This window comes from Candidatus Eisenbacteria bacterium (genome assembly GCA_035712145.1).
Lineage (GTDB): Bacteria > Eisenbacteria > RBG-16-71-46 > RBG-16-71-46 > RBG-16-71-46 > DASTBI01.
In genome coordinates this window covers 32855-58631 of record DASTBI010000096.1, presented here as the reverse complement: position 1 = coordinate 58631, position 25777 = coordinate 32855, and the positions used below count along the sequence as shown (strand labels likewise).

Here is a 25777-nt window from a genome sequence, read left to right as displayed (position 1 = left end):
CCACTCGTAAGGAGAACGTCATGCGTATTCGAATTGGGCTTCTGGCCGTGGCCACGCTGGCTGTCGCCACGGCCATCGCCTTGGCCCAGACCACTCAAGTGAAGAAACCCACTCAGGCGCAGCCCGCCGCGGCGACCGCGCCGGCCACGGTGCCGGTGCTCGGCCATAGCGACAGCGTGAAGTGGACGGCCACGACGTACGAAGCCGCGACCGCCGAGGCCAACAAGAAAGTGCTGGAGAGCGGAAAGCCCAAGCGCGTCACCGGCGAAGTGGTGGACGTCTCGTGCTACTTGCAGCTCGGCAAGCGCGGGGAAGCGCACGTCGCGTGCGGCACCAAGTGCCTGCAGAACAATCAGCCGATCGGCATCGTCGATTCCGACGAGAAGCTCTACATCGTGATGGCCGAGGAGCACCATCCCCGCCGCGACGGTGAGGTCGAGCTCAAGTCGGTGTTCATCCCGCTGCTGGCGAAGACGGTCACGCTGAACGGCATGGAAGTGGAGACCAAGGGCTACCACGCGCTGTTCGTCAACGCCGCGGATCTGGGCGGCAAGGTCAAGACCGCCGAGACCAAGAAGTAGATCGGATCACAAACGAGAAGGGCGACCGGATCGCTCCGGTCGCCCGTGTTCATCGAGGAAGGCGCCTTAGTTGCCGTGCCGTCCCCGCTTCTCCTTCACGACCACCACCTGGCGGTCGTCGTGGCGATTGCGGTGCTTCTTCACGAGCCCCGGAGGGGCGCCGTGGGGGTGGCGACGCCAGTGCCGAGCCGGAACCGCCATGATGGCCCGCGGCACGTAGCGAACCTCGATGGCCCGATAGGGCCCGCCCCAGCGACGAGCGCGGTACCAGTACCCGTCGTTGTAGACGTACCAGTAGACCCCGTACCGGAAGCTGTCGTAACCGACCCGTTGGTCGTTGATCACGTAGACCGACGTATTCGGGACCAGCACGATGCGAGGCTCCTCGCGGACCACCACCACCGGCGGCGGCGGGGCATTGCCGATGCTCACGCTCACCCCGACCGAAGTGCCGGCCTCCGCCGCGAACGGGACCAGCAGCCCGAGCGCCAGGAAAAGCGAATACTTGTGCTTCACAGGTATCTCCTTTCTCGTTCGGGCGCGCGAATGGACCCGCGCGCTGGCCGCGTCCTCGCGGTCCACGGTTCTTTCTGCAGGCCACATGCCACGGCAGGTCCCTCTCTCGATCAATCCCAAGCCGTTCCAGGGCAGCGTATTAGGGAGTCCGTGCAGGCTGCATTCCGGGGTCCGCGCGTGGCGGGCGGACCTCGGCGGGCGCGCACCGCCTCGACGGATTGCATTCGGCACGGCGGGAGGGCGGCGCGGTGGCGCCGCGCGGGGGTCCAACGCTCTCCGCATTCGGCCCTTCGGAGGTGGGCGCTCGTCCATCGAATCGTTGGCGGGGCAGGAATCCGCGCGCATAATGCCGCTCTTCACTTCACTCGAACTCGCTGTCCGGACAGGAGTCACCGATGCGTCTTACCCCCTGGTTTTCTCGAGCACCCTGGACGACCGCGTTCGCGGTCCTGGTCCTGGCTCTAGGCATGGCTCCGGCCCGAGCGGCGACGCCGCGCGTCCACGCGATCGTGGGAGCGCGCATCGTCACCGCTCCGGGTCAGACGATCGAGCGCGGAACCATCGTGTTGCGAGACGGCGTGATCACCGCGGTCGGCGCCGACGTCGCGGTTCCCGCCGATGCCCGCGTCTGGCAGGCCGACAGCCTCACGATCTATCCGGGGCTGATCGATCCGTTCGTCCTGGTTCCCGACGAGAGCCCGCGCGCCGCGAGCGGCAATCGCCGTCAGGCGGCGCCCGCGGAGACGCGCGGAGCGGCGCACGAGCTCGCGGTGGTGCGAGCGGAAGCGCGGGCGGTGGAGCTGCTGCCCTTCGCGGAAGACCAGCGATCTGCGCTGCGGGCCGCGGGGTTCACCATGGTGCAGCTCTCGCCTCGCGCCGGAATCGTGCGCGGGCAGACCGCGGTGATCGGGCTGGGCGATGGGTCCGCGAACGACGTGGTGGTCAAGCCCGATGCGTCCCAGGTGCTGGCGCTCGAGGCCGCGCGCGACGGTTATCCGGGCTCGCTGATGGGAGCGATCAGCCTCATCCGCCAGACGCTCATGGACGCGAAATGGTACGGCGATAGCCGCAGCCTGTACGCCAAGTCGCCGCAGGGCAAGGAGCGTCCCGACGAGAATCTGTCCTGGGCGGCGCTGCAGCCGCTCGTTGCCGGTCGCCAGCCCGCGCTCTTCATCGCCAGCGACATGCTCGAGATCCTGCGGGCTTCGTCGATCGCGCGTGAAGCCGGCATCACCGCCATCGCGCTGGGCGGCGGGGATGAGTACAAGCGCGTGCGCGACATCAAGGCCACCGGCATGTCGGTGATCGTCCCGGTGTCATTCCCCGACGCGCCCGACGTGAGCGATCCCGCCACGGCGCTGGAGGCGAGCACGGAGGAGCTGCGTCACTGGCACTACGCGCCCGAGAACTTGTCGACCCTCGTCAAGGCCGGCGTGCCGTTCGCGCTCACCGCCCATGGCCTCGACGACCCGAAGAAGTTTCGCGGCAAGGTGACGACCGCGATCGAGCGCGGCTTGAAGCCCGCCGACGCGCTGGCCGCGATGACGACGATGCCGGCCAAGCTGCTGGGGCTCGCGGACCGCGCGGGCACGATCGCGCCGGGCAAGATCGCCAACCTCACGGTGACTCGAGGCGACCTGTTCTCGAAGAAGAGCAAGGTGGTCGAGGTCTGGGTCGACGGACGCGCGTACGACATGGGGGCTTCGAGCGACAGCATCAAGGGCAACTGGACGCTCCAGGTGGACAAGCAGCGGTACACGCTGATGGTGGGCACGGATCGCGACACCGCGGTCAAGCTCGTGGCCGGGTCCGACACGCTCACCGGACGCGACGTGAGCCACCAGGGCAATCGGCTGGTGTTCACCGTGCAGCGCGGCTCGCAGCCCTCCGAGGACTTCGATCTCCGACTGCGCGCCGAGGTGCTCCAGGGAGCGCTCACATCCCCGTCTCATCCCGGGAAGGGGCACCGCGTGGTGGGGGTGCGCAGCGCCGAAGACAAGGCCGGCAAGAAGGACAAGAAGGCCGAAGCGGTGGCGACCCCGGTGGTGATGGGCAACACCGAAGCCTGGCGCATGCCGGCGCCCGCCCAGCCGGCGGCGGTGCTGGTGAAGAACGCCACCATCTGGACCGCCGGGCCGCAAGGCATCCTGCGCGGCGCCGATCTGCTGGTCCGCGGCGGCAAGATCGCGGCGGTCGGCAAAGGCCTGAACGCACCTTCGAACGCGGTGGTGATCGACGGCACCGGCAAGCACGTGGCGCCTGGCATCATCGACGAGCACAGCCATTCGGCGATCCTGGGCAACGTCAACGAGTGCACCAACAGCGTCACCTGCGAAGTCCGCATCGGCGACGTGATCAACTCCGAGAGCGCGAACATCTACCGCCAGCTCGCCGGCGGAACGACCATCATGCACCTGCTCCACGGATCGTGTAACGCGATCGGCGGGCAGTGCGCTGTGATCAAGAACAAGTGGGGCAGCCCTCCCGACCAGCTCGTGTTCGCCGAGGCGCCGCCGACGGTGAAGTTCGCGCTCGGCGAGAACCCCAAGCAGTCGAACTGGGGGTCGGAAGCCACCGGGCGCTACCCGCAGAGCCGCGCGGGCGTCGAGCAGGTGATCCGCGAAGCCTTCCAGCGCGCGCAGGACTATCGCTCGGCGATGGCGGAATACAAGCAGGGCAAGAGGAAGCTTCCGCCGCGCCGGGATCTTCAGCTGGAGGCGGTGCAGGAGATCATCGAAGGCAAGCGGCTGATCCACTGCCACTCGTATCGGCAGGACGAGATGCTGATGCTCCTGCGGCTCGCCGAGAGCTTCGGCTTCCGGGTCAACACGCTCACGCACATGCAGGAGGCCTACAAGGTCGCCGACGAGATCGCCGCCCACGGGGCTTCAGCGATGGGATTCACCGACTGGTGGGCCTACAAGTACGAGGTCATGGACGGCATTCCCTGGAATGGCTATCTCCTGTGGGATCGCGGGGTGAATGTCGGCTTCAACTCGGATGACTCCGAGCTGGCGCGCCGGCTCAACACCGAGGCGGCCAAGGCGGTCAAGTACGGCGGTGTGCCGGAAGAGGAGGCGATCAAGTTCGTGACCCTGAACCCGGCGAAATCGCTCGAGGTCGACCAGCGGGTCGGCTCGCTCGAGGTCGGGAAAGACGCCGACTTCGCGGTCTGGAGCGGCAGTCCGCTCTCCCCGTACTCGGCCTGCGAGCAGACCTGGATCGAAGGCCGCAAGTACTTCGACCGCCAGGCCGATCTCGCCGGCCGCGGAGCGCTGGCCCAGGAGCGCGCGCAGCTGGTCGCGATGGCAAGGAGCGCGGACAAGGAGGCGGGAGGCGGGAGCGCTCGCCGCTGGCCGCCACGCTATCTCGATGACGCCAATCTCTCGGGCAGCGGCTGCCAGGGGAACGAGCAGCCGTTCATGTCGGAGACCGAAGCGCGGATGCGCCGCGAAGGTCAGGAGGCGGGACGATGAGCGGCGCCAGAGTCGTGAAGAGCCTGATGATCGTGGGCGTGGTCGCTGCGGCTGCCGCCCGCGCCGAGACGACGGCGTTCGTCAACGCCACCGTCCACACGGCCAATGGTCCAGCGATGGAGAAAGCCACGGTGGTGGTCGAGAACGGCCGCATCGCGTCGGTCGGCGCCGCTGCGGTTCCCGCCGGCGCCACGGTCGTCGACTGCGCGGGCAAGCACCTGTGGCCCGGATTCGTGGCGCCCTGGACGGCGCTCGGCCTGGTCGAGATCAGCAGCGTGCGCGGCACCATGGACGCGACGGAGACCGGCTCCATCAATCCCAACGTGCGTGCGGACGTCGAGATCAACCCCGATAGCGAGCTGCTGCCGGTGGCGCGCTTCAACGGCGTGACCAGCGCGCTGGTCGTGCCGGGCACCGATCCGACCAAAGGCGGCATCAGCGGCGCCTCGGCGCTCATCCATCTCGACGGTTGGACGCGCGAGGACATGACGATCAAGGCGCCGGTGGCGCTCCACGTGCGCTGGCCGGCGATGGGAATCAACCGCTCGGTCTTCGAGACCCGCTCGGAAGAGGATCAGAAGAAGGAGCGCGAGCAGGCCATCAAGGCGGTCCAGCACGCGTTCGACGACGCGCGCGCGTACTGGAAGGCGCGCTCGGCGCAGGGGAAGAGCGGCGTCCCTCGGCACGACCAGGACGTGAAGTGGGAAGCCATGGGCAAGGCGCTGCGCGGGGAGATCCCGGTGGTCTTCCATGCATCCACGCTCAGCCAGATCCAGGCATCCCTGAAGTTCGCGGACGAGCAGGGGCTCAAGAACCTGGTGATCGCCGACGGCTACGACGCGTGGCGCGTCGCGGCCGAGCTCAAGAAGCGCGGCGTGGCGGTGGTGCTGGGGCCGTCCCAGGAGCTTCCGCGGCGCAGCTACGAGCCCTACGACCAGGGGATGGCGCAGGCCGCGCGGCTCTTCCAGGCCGGCGTGCGCTATTGCATCTCGGACGGCGGCGGCAGCGGCAACGCCTCGGCGGTCCGCAACCTGCCTTACGAAGCCGCGTACGCGGCGGCTTACGGTCTGCCTCGCGAGGAAGCGCTCAAGGCGGTCACCCTGTATCCCGCGCAGATCTTCGGCGTGGCCGACAGGATCGGCTCGATCGAGCCCGGCAAGGTCGCGGACCTGGTGCTCGGCGACGGCGACCCGCTCGAGGTCACGACCCGCGTCCAGCAGGTGTATATCGCGGGCAAGGCCGTCTCGATGGAGAACCGGCAGACGCGGCTCTTCCAGAAGTACGACGGGCGTCCGCGCGGAGCCAAGTCAAGACCGAAACCCAGCCAGACGACATCGATGCGTTGATTGACCGGGAGGAACGGCCGCCAGGGAACGGGGGCTGGGACTGCAGGGACGCTCTCTTCGGGAAGGAGAGCTGAAAACATGGCGACCGTGACACAGCATGCTCCGGGGACCTTCTGCTGGCCCGAGCTGGCGACGATCGATCAGGGCGCAGCCAAGAAGTTCTACACCGGACTCTTCGGCTGGACATTCAACGACACCGACATGGGCCCGCAGGGCGTCTACACCATCTTCCAGTCGGACGGCGCGGACGTCGCCGCGCTGTACACGATGCGCGACGAGGAAAGAGGGCTCGGACCCCCGCACTGGAACGCCTACGTGTCGGTGGAGAGCGCGGACCGCTCCGCCGCCAAGGCCAAGGAGCTCGGCGGCACCGCCATCATGGAGCCTTTTGACGTCATGGAGCACGGGCGGATGGCGATCCTCCAGGATCCCACCGGTGCGGTGTTCAATCTCTGGGAGCCGAAGAAGAACATCGGCGTCGGCAAGATCGACGAGCCCAACTCGCTGTGCTGGACCGAGCTCATGACCAAGGACGCCGCCAAGGCAGGAGACTTCTACAGCAAGCTACTGCCCTGGAAGCCGGAGTCGATGAACATGCCCGACTCTCCGCCTTACACCATCTTCAAGCGCGGCGACGCGAGCGCCGGAGGGATGATGCAGATCCAGCCGGAGATGGGACCGGTGCCGCCGCACTGGCTCAGCTACTTCATGGTCGACGACACCGACGCGAAGTTCGCGAAGGCGCAGGAGCTGGGCGCTTCGGCCCTGGTCCCGCCCACCAACATTCCCGACATGGGCCGATTCGCGATCCTCAAGGATGTGCAGGGCGCCGCGTTCGGGATCTTCGGTCCCGAGAAGAAGTAGCCGCTCTTCCTTACGCACGAAGGCCCCGGGCGAGCGCCCGGGGCCTTTCGCATGCTCTATCTCAGACTGCCGGCCATCCCCGCGGTTCCCGTGGCGACCGGGGTCAGCTCGACATCGCCGACGTCCGTGGTAGCGCCCGCGGAGACCGCCACGTCGGTGAGCGTGGTGTCGCGGTACGCCGCTTCGGGATGAATGGCCACCGAGTAGCTGCCGGGCAGCAGCGCGGCCAGGTCGAAGCGCCCGTCCGCTCCCGCCACCGTGGTCTGCACCGTATCGGGTCCGGAGACGGCGTAGATGGTCGCGTCGACGCCTTCCGGCAGCAGGTGACCGATGATGTTGCCGGTGGTGGCGACCTGATTGACGATCACACGCACCGTGGGTCTCAGCATGTAGCGGCCATTGCCGGTGCGATGGATCGAGCGCGCGGCATCGAAGTCGAGGGTCAGCTCGACTCCGCCGCCGGCCGGGACGTCGAACTCGCCGACCAGCTTGTAACCGCTCTGCATGCCGCTCGGGACCGTGAGCGCATGCGTGGTCCCGTCGATCACCACGTTCGAGCCCGCGCCGAGATGCAGCCGGATCTGCGTGTAATGCCCGGCGGGAACGTCACCTTCCGCGAGCTGGGCAAAGACGCCGTTTCGCAGCTCGAGCAGGTCGTAGACCGTGGTGGAGTCGAGAGTCAAAGACTCCCAGCCGCCGCTGTCCTCTTCATCGCCTCGATGAATGGACACTCCGGTCACGACGAGATTGACCTGCTCGTAATCGCCCGGGGCGTCGGTGAGCTGGACGGTGACGTGGCCGAGCTTGCCGGCCGTGGGATCGCTGGAGCAACTCGCGAGCGCCAGGAGGAGAAAGAGCGCCGCGAGCCGGGGGATGAAGCGTTCGATGTGCACGATGAATCTCCCGAGATGTTGGTGGCACAGATGCGCGAAACCGGCATCCTGCCGGCAACCCGTCGAGAGGCGATGAAGATGATAGGACAGGAACGGGGGCGCGACATCACATTTCGCAGCGCAAAGAGGCCCTGGGGGAAATCCCCCAGAGCCTCTTGCTTCCCAGAGCCAGACCCGCTCAGTGCCGGCGTCGCGTGGCCACCACGGGAGCTGCCACCGGCTCGTGCGTGAGCACGATGTCTCCCACATTGGTCGTCGCTCCGGCCGTGACGTTCACGCTCGTACGCACCGTGTCGCGGTAGGCAGTGTCCGGATCGATGGCGACCGTGTAGGTCCCGACCGGCAGCGTGCTCAGGATGAACTGTCCGCTCAGAGCCGCCCGCGCGGTCTGAACGGTGTCCGTCCCGGAGCGGATGGCGTAGACATAGGCGGCGGTGCTGTCCGGCTGCAGGCGTCCAATGATCGTGCCCGCGGTCGTCGCGCGATTCACGACCATCCGGATGACCGGCCGCAGCATGTAGACGCCGGCCCCCGTCATGTGCACCGAGCGACGGGCGTCGAAGTCGAGGGTCAGATCGGAGGTGCCGCCCGCCGGCACGTCGAAGTTGCCGAGGATCTTGATGCCGCTCGTGAATCCACTCGGAATGACGAGCGGGTGGGTCACGCCATCGTCCACCACCGTGGAGCCGGCTCCGACCTTCAGTCGGATCTGCGTATAGCGTCCCGAAGGGACGTTCGCCACCGCCAGCTGACGGATGACGCCGTTTTGCAGCGTCAGCACGTCGACCGTGGTGCTGTCGTCTCGAATCACCTCCCAGGAGGTGGTGTCGGAGCCCGATCGGTGGACCGCGATCTCGGTCACGACGATGTTGACCTCCTCGAGCACCGTGGCCGCGTCAGTGAGCTGGACTTGCAGGCGTCCGGTGGTCGGCCCGACGCCGTCATCATCGTTGTCCGAACAACCGGCAAGCCCGGCCATGGCGACCAGGGCTGCCAGAACCGCAAGGAAGCGCTTCGTATTCACGGAAGGACTCCTCTCCCGAATGGCGGATGAGAACCGGCACGAAGACCGGCGACGACTGAGAGGCTTGAAAAGGAAAAGGGAGCGTTTGCCTCGAGACCCTGAGAGTTTCGAGCACACTTGTGTGGAACAGGTCGAATGACGAGACTGCGCGCATGGCGGACCGCTCCGCTGTCTCGCTCGGCAAGATCGGACCCGAAGCGTTCGACCGCTGGATCGCGCCGCATCTCGGAGCTTCGCGCGGCGAAGTGCTGGTCGGTCCCCGCGCCGGCTACGACGGCGCCATCGTTCGTGTCGGCGCCGGCCGCGTGATGGCGATCACCACCGATCCGCTGTCGCTGGTGCCCGCGCTGGGACCCGAGGATTCCGCCCGGCTTGCCTGCCGGTTGCTCGCTTCCGACGCCTGGGCCAGCGGCATTCCCCCGGCGTTCGCGACCTGCAGCTTTCACTTCCCGCCTGATCTGCCCGACCCCACGATCGGCGCCTATCTCGAGGCCATGCACGCGGAGTGGCGGCGGCTCGAGGTGGCGGTGGTCGCGGGGCACACCGGGCGTTACGAAGGCTGCGGCCTCACCATCGTGGGCGCCGGCACGCTGATCGGCCTGGGTGACGAGGGCCGCTACCTGTCGCCGGCCTTCGTCCAGACCGGTGATCGCATCCTCGTGACCAAAGGCTGCGCGATCGAGGCTACGGCGATCGCGGCGCGCCTGTTTCCAGAACGGCTCGCAGCGGTCCTGGACGAAGCCGGCCTCGAGCGGGCGCGCGGCCTCCTCGAACAGGTCAGCGTGGTGGAGGACTGCCGCGCACTGATCCATGTCGGCGTTCGCGACCGCGGCGTGACGTGCCTTCATGACGCCACCGAAGGCGGCGTCCTGGGCGGTCTCGTGGAGCTCGCCAGGGCTTCGGGCAACGAGCTGCGTGTCGAGAAGTCGAAGATTCCGCTGTCGCAGGAGGCCCGCGCGGCGTGCGAAGTCTTCGGCATCGATCCGTACTGGACGCTCTCGGAAGGAACGCTTCTGGCGACGGTGCGGCCGGCGCATGTTGCGGATGCGCTGGCTTCGCTCTCGGAAGCGGGGATCGTCGTCGCCGATATCGGGGAAGTGATCGGCAAGGGCGGGAAGCTCTGGCTGACGGAGTTCGACGGTGGTGTTAGGCCGTTGAGCATTCCCGAATCCGATCCCTACTGGGCGGCCTACGGCCGCGCCGTGCGCGAAGGTTGGAAATGAACGGCGGGGCCTCTGGAAGCCCCGCCGCTCCGCTTCTCTCTAGAACTTGATCGCGATACCGAGCGAGGTGGTCCAGAAGTCCGGATCGAACGTCTCTGGCACCAGCCGGGCTTCCTGGTCCTGCATGAAGACGTAGCGTCCGCCCAGATCGAGCGCGGCCACGGACATGAGCGGAATCTGAAGACCGCCGCCGAGGTGGACGCCGAACTCCTCGGACGTCGAATTCGGAATGCCGGTCTCTTCCTCGTAGTCGAACGTCGTGTGGTACCAGCCCACGCCGCCGCCCGCGTAGATCGAAGGAATGGGGGTGACGTAGAGCGACGCGGTCACCGGCCACTGGCGCACGTCGAGAGCGCCGCCGAAGAACTCGTCGTTGCGGTACGAGGCGCCGATCTCGCCCATGAGGAGCGGCAGGATCGTCCCGCGCACGGCAAGACCCCCGGAAATTTGGGTTTCGTCATCGCCGTTCACGGCTTTGGTGAGACCGATCGAAGGCACGATCTGGCCCGCGGCGCGGGCGGCATTCACCCCCAGCAGCAGGAGGGCGAGCAGCAGGAGCGCGCCGATCAGGGCGCGATCCAGCAATCGCAATACGACTCGATGATGCATCATGGCTGACCTCCGTGGCTGTTATGAGTGATCCGTTGCCGGTGCTACCTAACAAGGGCCGTGCCGAGGCGGGGAGGCTTTGTCTGTAAAGGGTTACGTGCCGTGACGGTGGTCGAGCTGCCCCTTTTGCCACGGCTTCGCGGCCGGGTGTACAAACGGACCCATGATTCGTCGAGACCGGGAGATGGCCCTCGAAAGGGCTCCAGCGCCGCGTCACGGCGCCACTCATGCGGCACGGATGGTCCGTTTCACGGCGCTGGCCCTGTGCGCGACGTCGCTGTTCGCGCCCATCGGTCGTTCCGAGACGACTCCAGAGGTCGCCCGAGCGGCCTCGCGTCCTCATGGCGTTCGCCAGCGCGTGGACGAGGGGCGCATTCGGATCATGGACGGGGACACGGCGGAGATCTCGTGGAGCCAGGCCGAGAAGGAGACGGTCCGCGTGCTGGGGATCGACACGCCCGAGCTGTTCGTGCGCGGCGCGCGGGCACGCAGACCCGCGGCGCCTCGCGGCTTCAACGTGGCCGGGGTCGAGGCTCGCGGGTTCGCGCGCGGCGCCTTCGCGATGGCGCGCGACGTGGAGCTCCTGCGAGCCGCCACGCTGGACCGCTACGGTCGAACGCTCGGCTACTTCTTTCTCGACGGCCGAAACTATTCGGCGCTCGCTCTGCGCGCCGGTGTGGCGAGCGAGACCGTGTCCCGCTACGGCGACAATGGCTTTCCGCGCGAGGCCGAGGAGGTCCGGCAGGCGTCGCGCGCTCGCCGGGGGCGCTGACCGGAAGGCGCTTCTACTTCTTCAGCACGCTCTCGGGCGGCGTGCGCAGCGCGCGCGAGGCCGGGTGGACGTCCTGATCCGGATCGGCCCACGGTGATCGGCGAAAGAAGTAGTCGAGCCGCGCATCCGGGTCGCGCGCGAACACCGAATCCCGCTTCACCTGCGCGCGGAAGGAATCGGCGAGCGCCGGGTCCTTCTCCATCATTCGTCGCGCCAGCGGCTCCATGACGTAGCGCTCGGCGAACTCCTTGCGCTCGAAGACCGTGTCGAACGCGTTCCATCGCATGAGGCCGTCCGGCGCCTGGGCTTCGAGCAGATGCATCGCCACCAGCGCGCCGCGCTGATTCAGAGGGATCCAGAGATCGCCTTCCCGGAATGTCCGCTGCGCCTTTCGCAGCGCGACCCGGCTGACGGCGATCGGACGATGTCCCTCGCTCAGGCGCTCGGCGTTCCACTCGAGGACCTGCTGCAGCTCCACCGAGTCCACCCAGGCCTTGGCGAAGCGCCGGTAGCGCACGCCGTGGAGGTCGAGCTTCTCGGCGACGATCGTCCACTCGCGCGGCACCAGGTAACCGGCGGGCTGGGTGATCGACAGCGCCGGGATCTGTTCGCGGTAGACCGGAATCACCGTGTCCCAGGGCGCCCCCGTGAAGCGAGGGACCGGCGCGGCGGCGATTTCGCTCCACGTCTCCCGGGCCTCGATGCCGCGGTACGGCATCGTTTCGGCCTTGCCGCTCGGCAGCGAGCGCAACACCACGGCGCGCCGCGCGGGATCCAGCTCACGGCCTCGCGCCAACACTTGCGCCTCCGCGGTGGCGACCGCGTTTCTCAATGCTTCCGGGTGCGCATTCACCTCCGTGAGCAGCGCCACCATGAGGTCGTAGGTGGCCTTCACCCGCGACTCGTAGGACTTGAGCATGTGCGTCTCGACCAGGAGACCGGGGCGGCACTGGATGCTGGCGTAGCCCGTCGAGAAGCGCGGCGGCGACGAGCCCAGGTCGATGCCGCTCCGTGGATCGTGCCAGCGCCGGAAGCCGAGATACGGAGCGACCACGTGCCCCATCGCCTCCAGGTTCGGCATCACGCGGCCGACCAGCGCCTCTTCCGTCCAGCGCTGCACCGCCTGCGGCACCGAGGGTCCGCGATCGATGCCGTACGTCAGGTCGTAGCGATAGTCGGCGCCGTCGGTGGTGTGATTGTCGACCAGCAGGTGCGGCCACCACCGGGTGAACACCTGGCCGAGCATGGCTTTCATCTCCGGCGCCTCGGCCTTGAGGTAATCGCGATTCAGGTTGAGGCCGATCGGCGTCGAGCGCCATCCCATCTGCTCGGGCCCGTTCTGGTTGATCCGGTTGAAGCGGCTCCGGCGCTCGTGGGCATCGACCGAGAAGATCGGCAGCACGAGCAGCGTGGCATGGTCGAGCAGGGCGGCCCGTGACCGGGTGACCGCGATGTCGCGGATCAGCGCCAGGCTGGCGTCCTTGCCCTCGATCTCCCCGGAGTGGATGCCGTTCTGCACGAGGATGATCGGCTTGCCCACGCGGCGCGCCGCCTCGGGCGTGAAGGCGCGATCCTTCGAGACCACGAGCAGAGGCAGCGCGCGCCCCTGCCCGCTCGTGCCGTAGGTGACGAGCTTCACCCATGGCGAAGCGCGCTCGAGGCGCCGGCAGAAGTCGATCGCCTCGGCATAATCGCCGGTCTCGCGGAATTGCGTGCGCTCGGCGTGCGTCTGCCAGTCGCTCGTGCCCTGCGTCCGCGACGGCGAAGGGGAAAGCAGCCACGCGGCAGCAAGCAAGGTGGCGGTTGCGGTGTGGCGGAGTCGAAATCGCGACCGGCTCACACGGTGGAGCGCCTCACGGGAAGATGCTCACCCGCTTCACCGACTCGTCGGATCCCTCGCTCAGCCGGACGAAGTACATCCCTGGCTTGACGGTGAGGCCGAGGGTGATGTTGACGGCGCAGTAGAGACCCGCCGGACAGGGGACCTGGACCTTGTTGATCTGGCGGCCGGTGACGTCGAGCAGCTCGAGGTAGGCCGGCGCCGTTCCACGCCTCTGAAGCTCGACGATGACGTCGTGTCGGCTGGGATTCGGTCGGATCAGCGTGATGCCGAACGGCATCGCCGGGGGTCCCGGGACCAGGACCGACGCCGTTCCCGCGAAGACCTGGCAGAAGCCCTGGACCTCGAGCCGGTAGGTGTAGGTATGGCCCTGCGCGATGCCGCTGTCGACGTAGACGATCTGGTCGTTGGCGTCGGCGGTGACTGGCCCGATATCGACGAAGGCGCCGGTGTCGACGCGGCGCGAGAGCGTTGCCTGGAAACCCTGAGGCGCGGACCAGGTCACCACGACGGTGTCGCTCAGCTGGACCGCACTCACCAGCGCCACCGGCGCCGACTGACAGCTCAGCGTGGTCGAGGTCATGTAGACGTCGGGATCCGGGTCGACCAGCTGGTCGTTCGGATCGGCGTCCCGGCCGTCGGCCCAGGCGAGGAAGATCACCGAGTCCACCGCCGTCAGCCCAATGTAGTCGCCCTGGTTCGGCATCAGCGTGCTGTAGGTCAGCGTCCAGTTGGTGGTGACGTCGGTCATGCGCGTGCCGGGGATCCAGTTGTCGCCGCCGTCGTCCGAACGGTAGAGATAGATGTTCGATCCGCCGCCGCAGATGTTCGTGGCGTCACGCCAGTCGTAGTTGGCGATGAAGACCCGTCCGGCCCCGTCGACCGTCACCTCCGGCAGCCAGTCGTCGAAATACCCCGGACTGTCGTTGACGCGCCTCGTGGGCCCCCACGTGGCGCCATTGGTGGATGACTTGGAGAAGATGTCGCGATGATCGCGCGCGCGATCGTTCTGCGGGAAGTTCGTGGTGGTCAGGATCCGGTACCCACCGACCGAAGCGCCCTGATACGAGGCGACGCGGATGTAATACACGCCGGTCGTGGGGGCGGTGAACACCAGCAGCGCCGGTCCGCCGGTTCCGTTCTGACTGAAGGCGAGGTTGGTCGATCCATCGGTGCAGAAGATCCGGAAGGATGCATCGAGGCTCGCCGAGAGCGAGTCGAGATAGAAGATGACGGTCTGCCCCTGATTGCCGTTCCAGCGCCAGTAATCCCAGTCGCCACGGCTCGTGCCGCCCGAGCTGGGGCGTGAGATCACGCCACGGAGGATCTCGCCGGGGGTGAACGGCGTGGGAGAGGATCCGGTGATGAAGGGCTCCGCGTCGTTGGGCTCGACCTCGCGACGCGCCGGGTCCTGACCGGGGGCCGGCAGCGGATCGTTGAAGAAATTGAGCGACTCGTTCCAGCTGAGGTACACGCGCCCGCGATCCGGGCCGTTGGTGCGATCCACCGCGATCGCCGGGAAGGTGATGCCGATTCCTCGGTTGAATCCTGGAGCGCCGTTCGAGAAGTTGGAGAAGATGCTGTCGGCGGTCACCTGGGCGCCGAACGAAGCGCCGCCATCCGTCGACTTGCGGACGCGGAAGAAATCGCGGCCAAAGGGACTATTGATGGGCTGCCCGATCGCGTGCCACACCGTGTAGAGCTCCCCATCAGGCCCCACGCACGGTCGCGAGCCCTGCACCAGGCTCGCGTCGACGCCCGCCGAGAGCGTGACGGGATTGCTCCAGGTCGCGCCGCCGTTGGTCGAGCGAGTGAACTGGATCGAGTTGGACGTCGGGACACCGCCCGTCAATACGAAGTTCGAGTACGTCATGTACAGATTGCCGCTCAGCGAATCGACCGCCAGCCATTGCTTGTCGATGAGATTCGAGCCGTTGGGGAACGTGCGCACCACCACCGGCGGATCCCAGGTGAAGGTCGAGCCCGAGAAGGTGCCGCGCACGATCGCGATGCCGTTCACGTTGGTGTTCGGGTTGTCGATGAGTCCGCAGTAATGGAAGACACCGGTCTTCTCGTTCACCACGACGACCGGGTCGCTGCTCCAAAGGAAGCTGCCGTCATTCGGCACGGCTCCGCCGTCGATCCACGTCAGTCCGCCGTCGGTCGAATAGCCGAACCCCTGAGTGTCTTCGGCGGGTATGGGATAGATGCCGATGCCGTCGTTCCAGGCGGCGACGATATTGCTGTCGTGCGCGGCGATCGAGACTTCCGACTGGCAGGAGCCGACCGGCTCGCCGTTGCGGTCGTTCATCAGCCGGTTGGGCGGCGCCGTGATCGCGGACAACCGGGAGCGCGTGGACTCGCCACTCTTGGGGGCGAGACGCGAGCCCAGCTGGAGATCGGTCGGCGGCCGGAAGGGCTTGCCACGCTGACCTGCCGTGGCGTTCTCCGAGCGCTCGGCCGCGGCCTTCCGATTCGCCTTGCCGCCTTTCTTCGCCTGGCGCTTCATCTCGCGGTATTGCTCCCGGCGTCGCTCGATCTTCTCCACCTTCTCGGCGGGCTCGCTCAGAAGAATGTGCCGCTGCAGCCGCTTGTACTGCTGGAGCTGGTTCTCATCGACTTCGGCCGATGCCCCCCCGGTCATGAGAATCACGAGGGCCAGAGAGAGGGCATGGCGATGGAACCAGCGAGGCATGAAGGCGTCCTTTCGGGGTAGGGAAGCCGGGTCGGTTGGGCGAGAGGTCAATTGGGAGGCGAAGCGCTGGCGAGCGCGGTTCCGAACTCGGTCACGAAATGGGATGCAAGAGAGGGCCAAAGAGAGCCGCCGGCCAAGTCTCGCATCAGCCCCCACCACATGCCAAGAGGCAAGGCAACGCCCAGAACGTATTTCATCCACTCGCCAAAGGTGATGTCGACCCCGGGGAGGAACCGGGCCGAGCGATACAGGGCGAACGCGACTGCCGGCAACATCAGGCGTGCCCAGCGGTTGGCTCGCCCCTGCAAGGATCCCTGCAAGTAGCCGCGGAACAGCAGCTCCTCGGGCAGCGCAGACCCCACGGTGGCCGCCAGGAACGCGAACACCATGCTGTCGGCGGTCAGGTGAACCCTCCCGGAGCCAATTACCCCGTAGGGGTGCTGGGTGATCAGAAATGCTGCAGCCGCCCCCAATGCCAGCGTGAGCGCAACGCGCGGCGCTCCATCCATATGGAAGCCATACTCTCGCCAGCTGTGGGGCTCCGCGATCGCCATGACCCAGGCGAACATGCCGAGCGTGATGAAGACGACGTCGCCGAGGGCGAGCAGCCAGGCGCTGTGCTCACGGCCGAGGAGGGCCGGGCTCAGCACCCGCCAAAAGCAGGTGACGCAAAGGGTATAGACCAGGATGTAGAGCAGCGCGCGCCGTGAGCCGGAAGCCGACGCCATGGGAAGCTGCGGCCGCCGATGGGTGAGCGAGACCAGCCCGATGGCGAGGATCAGGAACCCAAGAACGAGGAACTGAAGGGACGAGTCGGATGTGTGCGGGAAAACCGAGATCAGGCCTGCCAATCCGACCTCCACTGACACGATTCGCAGCCCGGAGGCCTCACCGGGATCGAGCGCGCGGGAGTCTACATCTTGGAAACCGACCGGTCTATCGCGGCGCCGGCCCGGCGGGAATTTGAAGCAAGTCGAGCGGCGGGAGCGTATCGACCGGAAATACGGCGCTGCGCGCCAGTCCGCGCAGCTCGATGTGCAGCGAATCGGTGGGAGGCAGTGCCTCGAGGGGAAGCCAGCCTTTGGCAACCATCGCCCGGCCGATGAAGTGCATCTGAGCTCTTTCCCAGGGACGCAATGTCCCCTTCGCATCCACGCGTGAGCGCCATCGTAGCGGAGAAGGCACCAGCGTGGTGAGGAACAACGCTTCGCTCACGGTGAGATCGGCGGGATCCCGATCGAAGTAATAGCGAGCGGCCTCGCCCGCGCCGTGGACGTCAGGGCCCCACTCGATGATGTTGAGGTAGATCTCGAGCAGTCGCTCCTTCGACACGCCGGTCAGGTGCTCGAGGATCCACGCCAGCACGACCTCCTGGAATTTTCGCGACAGCGTGCGGTCGTGACCGAGATAGAGGTTGCGCGCGAGCTGCATGGTGATGGTGCCCGCGCCGCGGCGGAACGCGCCCGCCTTCAGGTTCTCGGCGATCGCGTCCTTGACCGCCTCCGTGTTGAATCCGCGGTGCCGGAAGAACCCCCCGTCCTCGTTGGTCACCACGCCGCTCGTAAGCCACGGGGAGATCGCGGTGAGCGGCCGGTAGAACGGATTGGCCTCGGAGAGATCCCGGCTCACTCGCCGGCCGCGAGGGAGATGAATCGTCGCCACGAACGGCGACTCGAGCCCGAGAAGCCGCAGACGGGTGCGCTCGGGATCGAGCGCGAGGCCGTGAGGGATCACGTCGGCGACGAATTCCACCGAATCGGGACGGGCGAGATCCAGATCGAGCGCGAGCCGGTAGTCCCAGGTCCCTTCCACGCTCACGTCGAGCAACGGCCCGAGCACGGCAGCCGGCAGGCTGGCTCTCACTTGATCCTGGGAAACGTCCAATGCCTCGAGGCGCAGCCGCACGGCAGGGCCTTCGCGCTTCACCTCCGCGCCGAGACGCAGCGCGATCTTGCCGAGCGTGAGATGCGTGGAGTCGTGCACCGTCACGATTCCCCGACGGGAATCCTGCTTCAGCGCTCCGTCGAGGACGAGCAGGATCTCTTCGGGGCCGGCGGCGTCCGTGGCGGGGAAGCCCACCTTGATGCCGCCACGAATGCGATCGTTCGCGCCGTGGCTGAGCGAGGCTTCGAACGGCAGCTCGTTCTCTCCGCGAATCGCCCCGACCGCGGCCGCGCGCATGCCTCCGCCCTCGGGGCGTGACTCCATCCAGGACAGCCACAAGCCGCTCCAGAACGCCTCGGCGCCCGGAGGCGCCTGAAGCGAGACATCCCGCAGCGTGAGCGCTGGCAGCTCGCGCGTCCTGGTGAAGAGCAGCCGCACCAGGGATTCCGCGGAGCGCCTGAGCCGCGCGGCTCGCTCGGGATCGTCGCGCCGTCCACGGCGTTCCCCGGCCGGCGGCAGCGTGTCGGCGTCCACCGAGCGGGTGCGCGGCAGGCGAACCGTCGCTCGAGCCGCTCCGATCGCCGCGACCCTGACGCGAAGACCGAGGAGCGCCATGGGTGAAAGGCCGATGGCCAGCGAGTCAGCGACGAGCAGCGTGTCGCCGCCCTCCCGGCTCGACAACGTCAGCCGCCGGAACGCGACACGGCCGTCCCATCCGGCCTGGAGATGATCCCAGTGCACGCGAAGGTCGCGCGCCCGAGCTTCCCGCTGAATCCGGCCGGCGGCCATGCGGCTCACGATGGCCGGGGCGGTCAACGCCACGGCAAGAACCATCGCGACCAGGATGCCCGCGATGACGAGGGCTCGTCTCACACGCTTATCTACGCGGGAGCGGGCCTCGGGAGCAAGCGAGGCCCGGGAACGCGGGCGCCCCTGCGCGGTCTAGGAGACGGTCGCGCGGCGACCGTCCATCCACTCGCGGTAGAGCGCCTCGGCCTCGGTGATGAACGACGCGTGTCGCGGCACCCATCCCAGCTCGCGGCGCGCCTTGGCCGCGCTCAGTCGCTGGTCCATCAGCAGGGCCGCACCCACGTCGCCGAGCTGCTCCAGCACCTGCTCGCGAGGAATCGAGCGGGTCTCGGCGCCGGTGGCGCGCGCCGCAGCTTCGGCCAGCTCGCGTGCTGGGTGGCGAGAGCCGTCGAGGAGAAGGAATTTCTGCCCGCCGCGCGCGTGCTCGAGGGCCAGGCGGTAGGCTTCGGCGACGTCTTCGCGATGAACCAGGTGCCAGTGCTGATCGCCGTCGCCGGGATAGGACACGGTCTTCCGCTGCACTCCCTCGCGGAACCAGCCGCCGAAGTATCCACCGTGACCGCCGTACACCTTGCCCGGGCGCATCACGGAGACGTGGACGTCGTGCTCGACCAGATCGAGCGCGACTTCCTCATGAGCGGGACGCCAGATCACCGTGGGCGCAGGCGTCAGGGTCGCGGTCTCGTCCTGAGGCTCATCACTCGCCGGGCCGTGCACGTGGGCTCCGCTGGTGTACAGCACGTGTCGCACGCGGCCATCCAGGGCGCCGATCCGGATGGCTTCGAGAACCTTCTGGTCGATGATGATCGGATCGCTCGACGCTCGGGCGACATGAACCACCGCGTCACAGTTCTTCAGATCCGCGAGATAACTCTCCGGCTGCTCCAGCGAGCCGAGCACCGGGGTGACGCCGATCGAACCAAGCGATTCCGATCGCGCCGCGCTGCGCGCGAGGCCATGAACACGAAGCCCGGCCTTGACCAGTCGACAGGCGATCGCTGAACCCAGATACCCCGTCGCGCCGGTGACGAAGACCTTCATTGAACAGTTCCCTCCACGATCCGATCTATGCATCGACCAGTACGGGCCGGCTCATTAGATACAAGGTCGGGCCCATGCGATCCGAACATGGGACGTAGGTAACGGATTCCCTGAAAATCCGGGTCGGACGAGCGAAATGGAACGCGGCGCCTAAGGTTCAGCGGCCGCGATAAGTGCACCGGGCGGCGCAGGTCTCGTGGACGGTGATCGCTGCCAGTCCGGGCAGGCGGGGTGCGAAACGTTTCCACAACCATTCGCAAAGTCGCTCGGACGTGGGATTGTCCAGTCCTGGAACATCGTTGAGCGTCCGATGGTCGAGCTCATTCAGCAGGATTGGCTCGACCACCGAAGTGATGTCCGCGTAGTCGACGAGCCAGCCCATGTGCTGGTCGAGCTCGCCTTCCACCACCACGTCGACCGCAAACGAGTGTCCGTGCATGCGATGGCACTTGTGGTCGGCGGGGACGCGCGGCAAGCGATGCGCGGCCTCGAAACGAAACGTCTTCGAGAGCTCCACCCGCACGATCAGCCTCGCTCCGCGACCTTCATGCGGTAGCGCACGGGGTCGGTGATGCCCGCTTCGCGAAAACCCTTGAGCCGGAGCTGGCAGGCGTCGCAAGCGCCGCACGCCACGCCCTCCTGGTCGGGGTCATAGCACGAATGGGTCAGCGAGAAGTCCACGCCGAGCCGGCCCCCGAGCCTCACGATGCCGGCCTTGTCGAGGCTCATGAGCGGAGCGTGCACGGTGAAGCGAGCGCCCTCGGCACCGGCCTTGGTGCCGAGCGATGCCACCTGCTCGAAAGCGCGCAGGAATTCAGGCCGGCAGTCCGGATAGCCCGAGTAATCCAGAGCGTTCATGCCTGCGATCAGGTCGCACGCCCTGAGCGTCTCGGCATGCGCCAATGCCAGCGCGAGCAGCACGGTGTTGCGCGCCGGGACGTACGAGACCGGAATCCCCGTAGCCATCTCGGCCAGCGGCCGCTCCTTCGGCACGTCGATCGCCGCGGTCAGCGCCGAGCCACCGAACGCCCGGAGATCGGCGGTGACGACGCGGTGATCGTCGATGCCGAGCGAGACCGCCACGCGCCGCGCGGCGTCGATCTCGACCCGGTGCCGCTGGCCATAGTCGACCGTGAGGGCGTGGCAGACGAAGCCTTCGGCTTTGCCCCAGGCGAGCGCCGTGGCCGAGTCGAGCCCGCCCGACAGGAGCGCCACCGCCTGCGCGCCGGACCGGCTCACGTGCCGCGCCTCATGCCCCACAGCCAGACATGGAGGCGCGGTGAGAGCCTGAAGCCTTCGCGCTTGCAGCGGTCCGCGAGCCACTCCGATCGCGCGCGCAGCACCGGCTCGGTCATGCCCTCGGGCATCAGCATCACGCGCTCTCCGGGAATGGCGTATCGAATGATCATCGCCCGGGCTTCGTCGTAGTCTTCAGGGCTCGCGACGACCAGCTTGAAGGTCGCGCGCGGCTCGGCGATCCACGCGGCGATGTGCTCCCAGGTGGCCTCCCAGCGAGGCGTCGCGGTCGAGAGCTTGGGGCTGACGTTGTAGTGCAGGCGGGGATGAGAGCGCGGCGGCGGTCCGATGCCGCTGGTCTCCACCTCGACGCGCGGCCATCGCGCGACCGCCTGGTCGAGCAGCTCGCCGATCTGCGCTTGCTGAAGAGGCTCGCCGCCGGTCACCACGAGGAGCGGCGCGTCGCCGAGGGCCGCGAGCTCGGTCCAGAGCTCCCCGGCCGAGATCGACCGTCCACCTTGCGCCTCCCAGGAGTACTTCGTATCGCACCACCGACAGCCCACGTCGCACCCCTGGAGACGAAGGAAGCACGCCGGTGTTCCGGCGGAGGGACCTTCGCCCTGGAGCGAGAGAAACAGCTCGGCGATGCGGTAAGGCCTGGGCAAGAGAGGCGCTCAGTGCCCTCGGTCGCGGGTCAGGTCGAACTCCTTCCCGCAGTTGAAGCACTTCCAGTGGTAGGCCTCCTGCCCGACCGGCCAGCGCACCCAGTCGTGCCGGCCGCAGCCGGGGCAAGAGATGTGGACCCGCTCGAACTCGGCCGCGGGATTCTCGGGTCGTGTGTCCTGGGCTTCGGAAGTCATGGGAATTCCCCGTGAGTGGTCAGGGACGAAACGGCAGTCAGTCTACAACCGCGGTCAATCGGCCGACCCAGAGTCGCCCGCGAGCAGCCGGGGCAGCTGGCGACTGAACGCCGAGCGCGCCAGGACTCGATCGGCGCCGGCTTTCAGAGCCGATTCCCGCAATGCGTTGTGGACATGAGCATAGAAGGCCAGCACGGGAAGAGCGCGCGTCTCGGGATCCTGCTTGAGCGCCATCACGATCGCCTCGGGCGGTGGGTCGCCTTTGGCTTCCAGATCCACGATGACCAGGTCGGCCGGAGTTCTGCGGCAGATCTCCACCGCATCCTGGGCGCGGGCGCTCACGTGGGCCACCCCTACCTGCTTCGCGGTCGCGGCGATCCGGGTCGAGGTGAGCAGATCGGGAACGATCGAGATGATCGTCCTGGGTCGAGACAAAGAGTCGTCCTCCAATCGAAGTCGTCCGGCTTCGGGATTCTGGAGCGATTCGTGAGCCCCTGGATCGCGCTCGATCATTCCTGACAAAGCTAGATCTTGACAGGTCGCGAGGCCGGGAAAAAACTGCCCATAGGAAGTTGTCTGGCTCGCGGCGAACTCGGTTGCGTCAATACCGGACGGGGATCAGATCGTGGCTCGGCTCCCCCGACCGGCGAACTCGGTCGCGACAAACCCGAGTCAGATGATCGCGGAACGCGCGGGCGCAAGGGTGCGCGTTCCGGTGATGAAAGCGACGGTGGGCTTCCCACCGTCGCTTTTTTTCATGCGCTCCACTCGTAACGCCGCGCGGCGCGCTGCACCCCCCACATCATGGGAAGCGTGAGGCCGAGCCCAAGAAGCAACGGTCCCCAGAGCATCGCGCCGGGCAGCCACGCGTCGCGCATCGGCTCGGCCACCGACAGCGCCGCCACCCACGCCACCGCCTGCAGCAGGAGCAGGCCCGAAGCGATGAGCCTTCCCGAAAAAGTCAGCATCGCGCGCGGCTGCGTCCAGTGGGGATCGCCGAACGTCCATCCGGTCCAGAGCCCGAGCGCCAGTGAGAACGCGAGCGCGCCGACTCCCGCGGCGATCGCTTCCATCCAATCCAGAAAACCGATGCGGAGCGCGAGCTTCGCGACGATCGCGGCGACCGCCATCAGCGGCAGCGCGATGAGCGCCCCTCCGAGCCACTTGGCTCCGTTCCATCGCCAGGCGGCCAGCGGGGCGAGACGGGTCCACGCCAGCGCCGGCCCTTCATAAGGAATGGTGCGCGCGCCCACCTCGTATCCGAGTCCGATGGCGAGCGCCACGAGCATGAAGCGCGCGAGTTGCGCATCGGGGAGCGGCTGGACCGGACCGGCGAGGAGCGGGAGCAGGGTCCACAGCAGCGCGGCGGTGAGGACGTCGCCGAGGACCGACCAGTCGCGGGTGAAGATGCGCGCGTCCTTGAGGAGCAGCGCTCTCAGACTCCCCATCGGCACCGCGGCCGCAGGATGACGGCGCTTGGGTGTGTCGCCGCTCGCGACTCGCGCCAGCACATCGTCGAGCAGGCCCTTGCCCGCAAAGGCCGCGAGCCCCAGCGAGGCCACGGCGAGAAGCGTCAGACGGAGCGTCCACAGCAGCGCCTCGACCAGGCGCGTCTCGTGCGCGGCCAGCAGCGCGTTCGCGGCCCAGTGGGGAGGCGAAATGCTCACGAACCAGCGCGCCGGCGTGACGCTCTCGATCAGGCGCGGCGCCAGCTCGGTGTCGTCGGTGAGCAGCCGGGGCATCGCGAACGAGTTGAGCAGCCAGAGCGCCAGCATGATGAGCGTGGAGAGCACGGCCAGCACCTCACGCACGCGGGAGGCCGGCACGGCGCGCAGGATCAGCAGAGCCGTGGCCAGGCCGGCCCCGAGTGGCGCGGCCCAGAGGCTGGCGAGCAAGACCGGGAGGAGGATCCAACCCCACCATGGCGCGCGCATCACGATCGAGAACGCGAGACAGGCGGGAAGGGCGACCGCCAGGATCATCGCTCCCGTGCGCGGGATCGAATCCAGCAGCTTGATGGTCAGCAGCTCGCGCGGAGTGATGGGTGCTCTGTGCAGCAGCTCGAGGTCCGAATCGAGCAGCGTGGCCGATACCGCGTGCTGCAGGTCGAAGACCAGCGCCGCGACCAGCGCGGCGAGGATCACGGCGGCGAGCACGGCGGCTCCCTGGGCCGGCCCGAAGCCGAGCGGATCGAGCGAGGCGAACGTCACGCCGAGCGAGGTGAGCACGAGGGTGAAGAACCAGGCGAACAGGCCGAGACCGAGGATCGTCGCCCAGCGTCCGCGTCCGGGCCGCAGCTGATTGCGCAGGAGACGGCGCCGGCTCGTGAGCACTCCGCCCCAGATCACGGGGCCTCCTTCACCCGCTCGAGGAACACGTCCTCCAGCGTCGTCGCCCCGCTTCCGCGTCGCAGCTCCTCGAGCGTTCCCGAGGCGCGCAGCCGCCCGTGGCTCACGATCGCCACCCGGTCGCAGAGGCGCTCCGCCACATCGAGCAGGTGCGTGGACACCAGCACTCCGAAGCCCGCGCTGGCGCGCTCGCGAAGCAGATCCTTGAGAGCGCGGGCGCTCTGTGGATCGAGGCCTCCGAGCGGCTCGTCGAGCAGCAGGAGCGGCGGGTCGTGGAGGAGCCCCGCGGCCACCGCCACCTTCTGACGCATGCCCAGCGAGAAGGTCTCGATCAGGTCATCGCGCTCACGGCCCAGGTCGAGGCGCGTCAGCAGCTCATCACCACGCTCCCGCGCCCTCGGTCCTGGCACGTCGTAGAGCGCGCCGACCAGATCGAGGAACTCGCGGGCGGTGAGGCGCGGATACAGAAAGGGCCGGTCCGGCACGAAACCCATCGAGGCCCGGGCGCGCAGAGCCTCGCGCTCGAGATCGAAGCCGGCCACGCGGATGGTCCCGGCGTGAGGACGAAGCAGGCCCGAGATGCAGCGCAGCGTCGTCGTCTTCCCCGCGCCGTTGGGTCCGAGGAAGCCGAGGATCTCCCCGGCACGCACCTCGAGGTCGAGATGATCGACCGCGACCAGCGAGCCGTAGCGGCGGGTCAGACCGCGGATCTCGAGCGGGACCAGAGTTCGCTCCAGGCCGGTCAAGCGGGCTTGGCCCCGAGAGCCGCGGCGATCTTCGGAAAGCTCACGTCGTAGCGGTAGCTCACGTTCATGTGGCCGTCGTCGAACTCCTCGTGCTCGTGAGCGATGCCAAGCGCAAGCAGCCGCCTGGACATCAGCCGGGCGCCGAGATGCAGGCTCCACTCGTCGCGAGTCCCGCAATCCAGGTAGAGGAGATGCATGGAGCGCAGCGCGTCCGCGTGACGCTCGAGCAGGCGGATCGGATCGTGCGCGAGCCATCGCTCCCAGACGTCGTCCCGGAACGCCCCGGTCTCGAGGTCGCAGGGCAGATCGATGCCGAGGGGCGAGGCTGGATTCGGCGAGTAGGCGGAAGCCATCGCCAGGATGTTGAGCGCCACGTGATCGTCGTGCTTCTTCTGCGGCTTGGCCTCGAATGCCCGGAGCCAGGCCTCGACTCCTCCCTCCTGCTGCAGGGCAGAGCAGAACTTGGGGACGTCGCCGCGATAGCAGTAGTCGAAGTACATGTCTCCGCTGTGGCATGCGACGACGCCGAAGACGTCGGGGTTCTTCAGGCCATGGACCAGCGCGCCATATCCCCCCGAGGACTTGCCCGCCACCGCGCGGTGATCGCGGTCGTCCAGCGTCCGGTAGCGCGCGTCGATCCAGCCCACGAGCTCGCGAGCCAGGTGCTCGCCGTACCGTCCGGTGGCGGTGGAGTCGATGTACTGCGATCCGCCGAGGCGCGTGAAGCAGTCCGGCATCACCAGGATCATCTCGCCGCATCGCCTGGATGCGATGAGTCCGTCCATGCGCTCGTCGAGCGGCGGTGACCAGGGCGAGTCGTTGAGCAGCGTGCGGCCGCGACCCGTGAATCCGGCGAGCACGTATACGCTGGGATAACGCGCATCGGGAGATTCGTCGTACGACGGCGGCAAGTAGACCGGCACTCTGCGCCGGTGGGAATCGCCGAGCGGGTTGCCGCGCAGGACCAGGCTGTCGATTTCCTCGAGAACCACTCGCCCTCGCCGCATCGCGTT

General features: G+C 67.6%; 23 protein-coding genes. 6 read left to right on the top strand and 17 right to left on the bottom strand.

All coding sequences use genetic code 11. The annotated features are described in order from the left end of the window. Window positions 1-20: 20 nt before the first annotated feature. Window positions 21-581: a hypothetical protein gene (locus VFQ05_06045; GenBank protein HET9326312.1), complete on the top strand. Its 561-nt coding sequence runs from the start codon at window positions 21-23 to the stop codon at window positions 579-581. Between the two features lie 66 nt (window positions 582-647). On the opposite strand, the gene VFQ05_06040 is transcribed toward VFQ05_06045, so the two are convergent. Continuing rightward, window positions 648-1097 (bottom strand): hypothetical protein, encoded by a 450-nt coding sequence (locus VFQ05_06040; protein ID HET9326311.1) that lies wholly within the window; start codon window positions 1095-1097, stop codon window positions 648-650. 467 nt (window positions 1098-1564) lie between these two features. On the opposite strand from VFQ05_06040, the gene VFQ05_06035 reads away from it, so the two are divergent. The 3 genes from VFQ05_06035 to VFQ05_06025 all read left to right on the top strand — a co-directional run bounded on the left by VFQ05_06035 (window position 1565) and on the right by VFQ05_06025 (window position 6783). Continuing rightward, window positions 1565-4573: an amidohydrolase family protein gene (locus VFQ05_06035; protein HET9326310.1), complete on the top strand. Its 3009-nt coding sequence runs from the start codon at window positions 1565-1567 to the stop codon at window positions 4571-4573. After that, window positions 4570-5919 (top strand): amidohydrolase family protein, encoded by a 1350-nt coding sequence (locus tag VFQ05_06030; protein ID HET9326309.1) that lies wholly within the window; start codon window positions 4570-4572, stop codon window positions 5917-5919. Before VFQ05_06035 ends, VFQ05_06030 begins: the two co-directional genes overlap by 4 nt. Before the next feature lie 78 nt (window positions 5920-5997). Further along, window positions 5998-6783 carry a VOC family protein gene (locus tag VFQ05_06025; GenBank protein ID HET9326308.1) on the top strand — a complete coding sequence of 262 codons (786 nt, stop codon included), beginning with the start codon at window positions 5998-6000 and terminating at the stop codon, window positions 6781-6783. 56 nt (window positions 6784-6839) lie between these two features. On the opposite strand, the gene VFQ05_06020 is transcribed toward VFQ05_06025, so the two are convergent. Further along, window positions 6840-7676 (bottom strand): DUF4382 domain-containing protein, encoded by an 837-nt coding sequence (locus VFQ05_06020; GenBank protein HET9326307.1) that lies wholly within the window; start codon window positions 7674-7676, stop codon window positions 6840-6842. 178 nt (window positions 7677-7854) lie between these two features. Beyond that, window positions 7855-8700 (bottom strand): DUF4382 domain-containing protein, encoded by an 846-nt coding sequence (locus VFQ05_06015; GenBank protein ID HET9326306.1) that lies wholly within the window; start codon window positions 8698-8700, stop codon window positions 7855-7857. Between the two features lie 152 nt (window positions 8701-8852). Here VFQ05_06015 and VFQ05_06010 point away from each other — a divergent pair, with 152 nt between their 5' ends. Continuing rightward, entirely contained in the window at window positions 8853-9923 is a 1071-nt protein-coding gene (locus VFQ05_06010) for an AIR synthase family protein (protein HET9326305.1), read from the top strand. 39 nt (window positions 9924-9962) lie between these two features. On the opposite strand, the gene VFQ05_06005 is transcribed toward VFQ05_06010, so the two are convergent. After that, window positions 9963-10535 (bottom strand): hypothetical protein, encoded by a 573-nt coding sequence (locus VFQ05_06005; GenBank protein HET9326304.1) that lies wholly within the window; start codon window positions 10533-10535, stop codon window positions 9963-9965. A 235-nt stretch (window positions 10536-10770) separates the two neighbouring features. Between VFQ05_06005 and VFQ05_06000 the strand changes: the two genes are divergently transcribed. Next, on the top strand, window positions 10771-11304 hold the full coding sequence (locus tag VFQ05_06000) for a thermonuclease family protein (GenBank protein HET9326303.1): 534 nt from the start codon (window positions 10771-10773) through the stop codon (window positions 11302-11304). 13 nt (window positions 11305-11317) lie between these two features. On the opposite strand, the gene VFQ05_05995 is transcribed toward VFQ05_06000, so the two are convergent. From VFQ05_05995 to VFQ05_05935, 13 genes are all read right to left on the bottom strand, one after another. Further along, window positions 11318-13144 (bottom strand): M14 family metallopeptidase, encoded by a 1827-nt coding sequence (locus VFQ05_05995; GenBank protein HET9326302.1) that lies wholly within the window; start codon window positions 13142-13144, stop codon window positions 11318-11320. A 13-nt stretch (window positions 13145-13157) separates the two neighbouring features. Then, a complete protein-coding gene (locus VFQ05_05990) occupies window positions 13158-15839 on the bottom strand; it encodes a pre-peptidase C-terminal domain-containing protein (protein HET9326301.1) in 2682 nt (893 codons plus the stop codon). 47 nt (window positions 15840-15886) lie between these two features. Continuing rightward, a complete protein-coding gene (locus tag VFQ05_05985) occupies window positions 15887-16690 on the bottom strand; it encodes a CPBP family intramembrane glutamic endopeptidase (GenBank protein ID HET9326300.1) in 804 nt (267 codons plus the stop codon). Between the two features lie 85 nt (window positions 16691-16775). Then, the gene (locus VFQ05_05980) at window positions 16776-18596 is read right to left on the bottom strand and encodes a transglycosylase domain-containing protein (GenBank protein ID HET9326299.1); all 1821 of its coding nucleotides are present in this window, start codon (window positions 18594-18596) and stop codon (window positions 16776-16778) included. A 69-nt stretch (window positions 18597-18665) separates the two neighbouring features. Next, window positions 18666-19574, bottom strand: coding sequence for an NAD-dependent epimerase/dehydratase family protein (locus VFQ05_05975; GenBank protein ID HET9326298.1), 909 nt, complete (start codon window positions 19572-19574; stop codon window positions 18666-18668). A gap of 157 nt (window positions 19575-19731) precedes the next feature. Next, window positions 19732-20100 carry a 6-carboxytetrahydropterin synthase QueD gene (queD, locus tag VFQ05_05970; GenBank protein ID HET9326297.1) on the bottom strand — a complete coding sequence of 123 codons (369 nt, stop codon included), beginning with the start codon at window positions 20098-20100 and terminating at the stop codon, window positions 19732-19734. Continuing rightward, window positions 20100-20813, bottom strand: coding sequence for a 7-cyano-7-deazaguanine synthase QueC (gene queC / locus VFQ05_05965; GenBank protein ID HET9326296.1), 714 nt, complete (start codon window positions 20811-20813; stop codon window positions 20100-20102). The genes queD and queC overlap by 1 nt, the downstream gene beginning before the upstream one ends. After that, window positions 20810-21475, bottom strand: a complete 666-nt coding sequence (locus VFQ05_05960) for a 7-carboxy-7-deazaguanine synthase QueE (GenBank protein HET9326295.1) — start codon at window positions 21473-21475, stop codon at window positions 20810-20812. The genes queC and VFQ05_05960 overlap by 4 nt, the downstream gene beginning before the upstream one ends. A 9-nt stretch (window positions 21476-21484) precedes the next feature. After that, the gene (locus tag VFQ05_05955; protein HET9326294.1) at window positions 21485-21670 is read right to left on the bottom strand and encodes a hypothetical protein; all 186 of its coding nucleotides are present in this window, start codon (window positions 21668-21670) and stop codon (window positions 21485-21487) included. Window positions 21671-21724: 54 nt separating this feature from the next. After that, on the bottom strand, window positions 21725-22105 hold the full coding sequence (locus tag VFQ05_05950) for a hypothetical protein (protein ID HET9326293.1): 381 nt from the start codon (window positions 22103-22105) through the stop codon (window positions 21725-21727). A 320-nt stretch (window positions 22106-22425) separates the two neighbouring features. Next, on the bottom strand, window positions 22426-24018 hold the full coding sequence (locus VFQ05_05945) for a hypothetical protein (GenBank protein ID HET9326292.1): 1593 nt from the start codon (window positions 24016-24018) through the stop codon (window positions 22426-22428). Continuing rightward, the gene (locus VFQ05_05940) at window positions 24015-24764 is read right to left on the bottom strand and encodes an ABC transporter ATP-binding protein (GenBank protein HET9326291.1); all 750 of its coding nucleotides are present in this window, start codon (window positions 24762-24764) and stop codon (window positions 24015-24017) included. Before VFQ05_05940 ends, VFQ05_05945 begins: the two co-directional genes overlap by 4 nt. After that, window positions 24761-25771: an alpha/beta hydrolase-fold protein gene (locus VFQ05_05935; GenBank protein HET9326290.1), complete on the bottom strand. Its 1011-nt coding sequence runs from the start codon at window positions 25769-25771 to the stop codon at window positions 24761-24763. Before VFQ05_05935 ends, VFQ05_05940 begins: the two co-directional genes overlap by 4 nt. Window positions 25772-25777: the final 6 nt, after the last annotated feature.

Excerpts from the sequence above, each read along its gene's own strand:
- VFQ05_06045 (HET9326312.1), top strand. The coding sequence starts at position 21 with ATGCGTATTCGAATTGGGCTTCTGGCCGTGGCCACGCTGGCTGTCGCC.
- VFQ05_06035 (HET9326310.1), top strand. The coding sequence starts at position 1,565 with ATGGCTCCGGCCCGAGCGGCGACGCCGCGCGTCCACGCGATCGTGGGA.
- VFQ05_06030 (HET9326309.1), top strand. The coding sequence starts at position 4,570 with ATGAGCGGCGCCAGAGTCGTGAAGAGCCTGATGATCGTGGGCGTGGTC.
- VFQ05_06025 (HET9326308.1), top strand. The coding sequence starts at position 5,998 with ATGGCGACCGTGACACAGCATGCTCCGGGGACCTTCTGCTGGCCCGAG.
- VFQ05_06010 (HET9326305.1), top strand. The coding sequence starts at position 8,853 with ATGGCGGACCGCTCCGCTGTCTCGCTCGGCAAGATCGGACCCGAAGCG.
- VFQ05_06005 (HET9326304.1), bottom strand. The coding sequence starts at position 10,535 with ATGATGCATCATCGAGTCGTATTGCGATTGCTGGATCGCGCCCTGATC.
- VFQ05_06000 (HET9326303.1), top strand. The coding sequence starts at position 10,771 with ATGGTCCGTTTCACGGCGCTGGCCCTGTGCGCGACGTCGCTGTTCGCG.
- VFQ05_05990 (HET9326301.1), bottom strand. The coding sequence starts at position 15,839 with ATGCCTCGCTGGTTCCATCGCCATGCCCTCTCTCTGGCCCTCGTGATT.
- VFQ05_05975 (HET9326298.1), bottom strand. The coding sequence starts at position 19,574 with ATGAAGGTCTTCGTCACCGGCGCGACGGGGTATCTGGGTTCAGCGATC.
- VFQ05_05955 (HET9326294.1), bottom strand. The coding sequence starts at position 21,670 with ATGACTTCCGAAGCCCAGGACACACGACCCGAGAATCCCGCGGCCGAG.
- VFQ05_05935 (HET9326290.1), bottom strand. The coding sequence starts at position 25,771 with ATGCGGCGAGGGCGAGTGGTTCTCGAGGAAATCGACAGCCTGGTCCTG.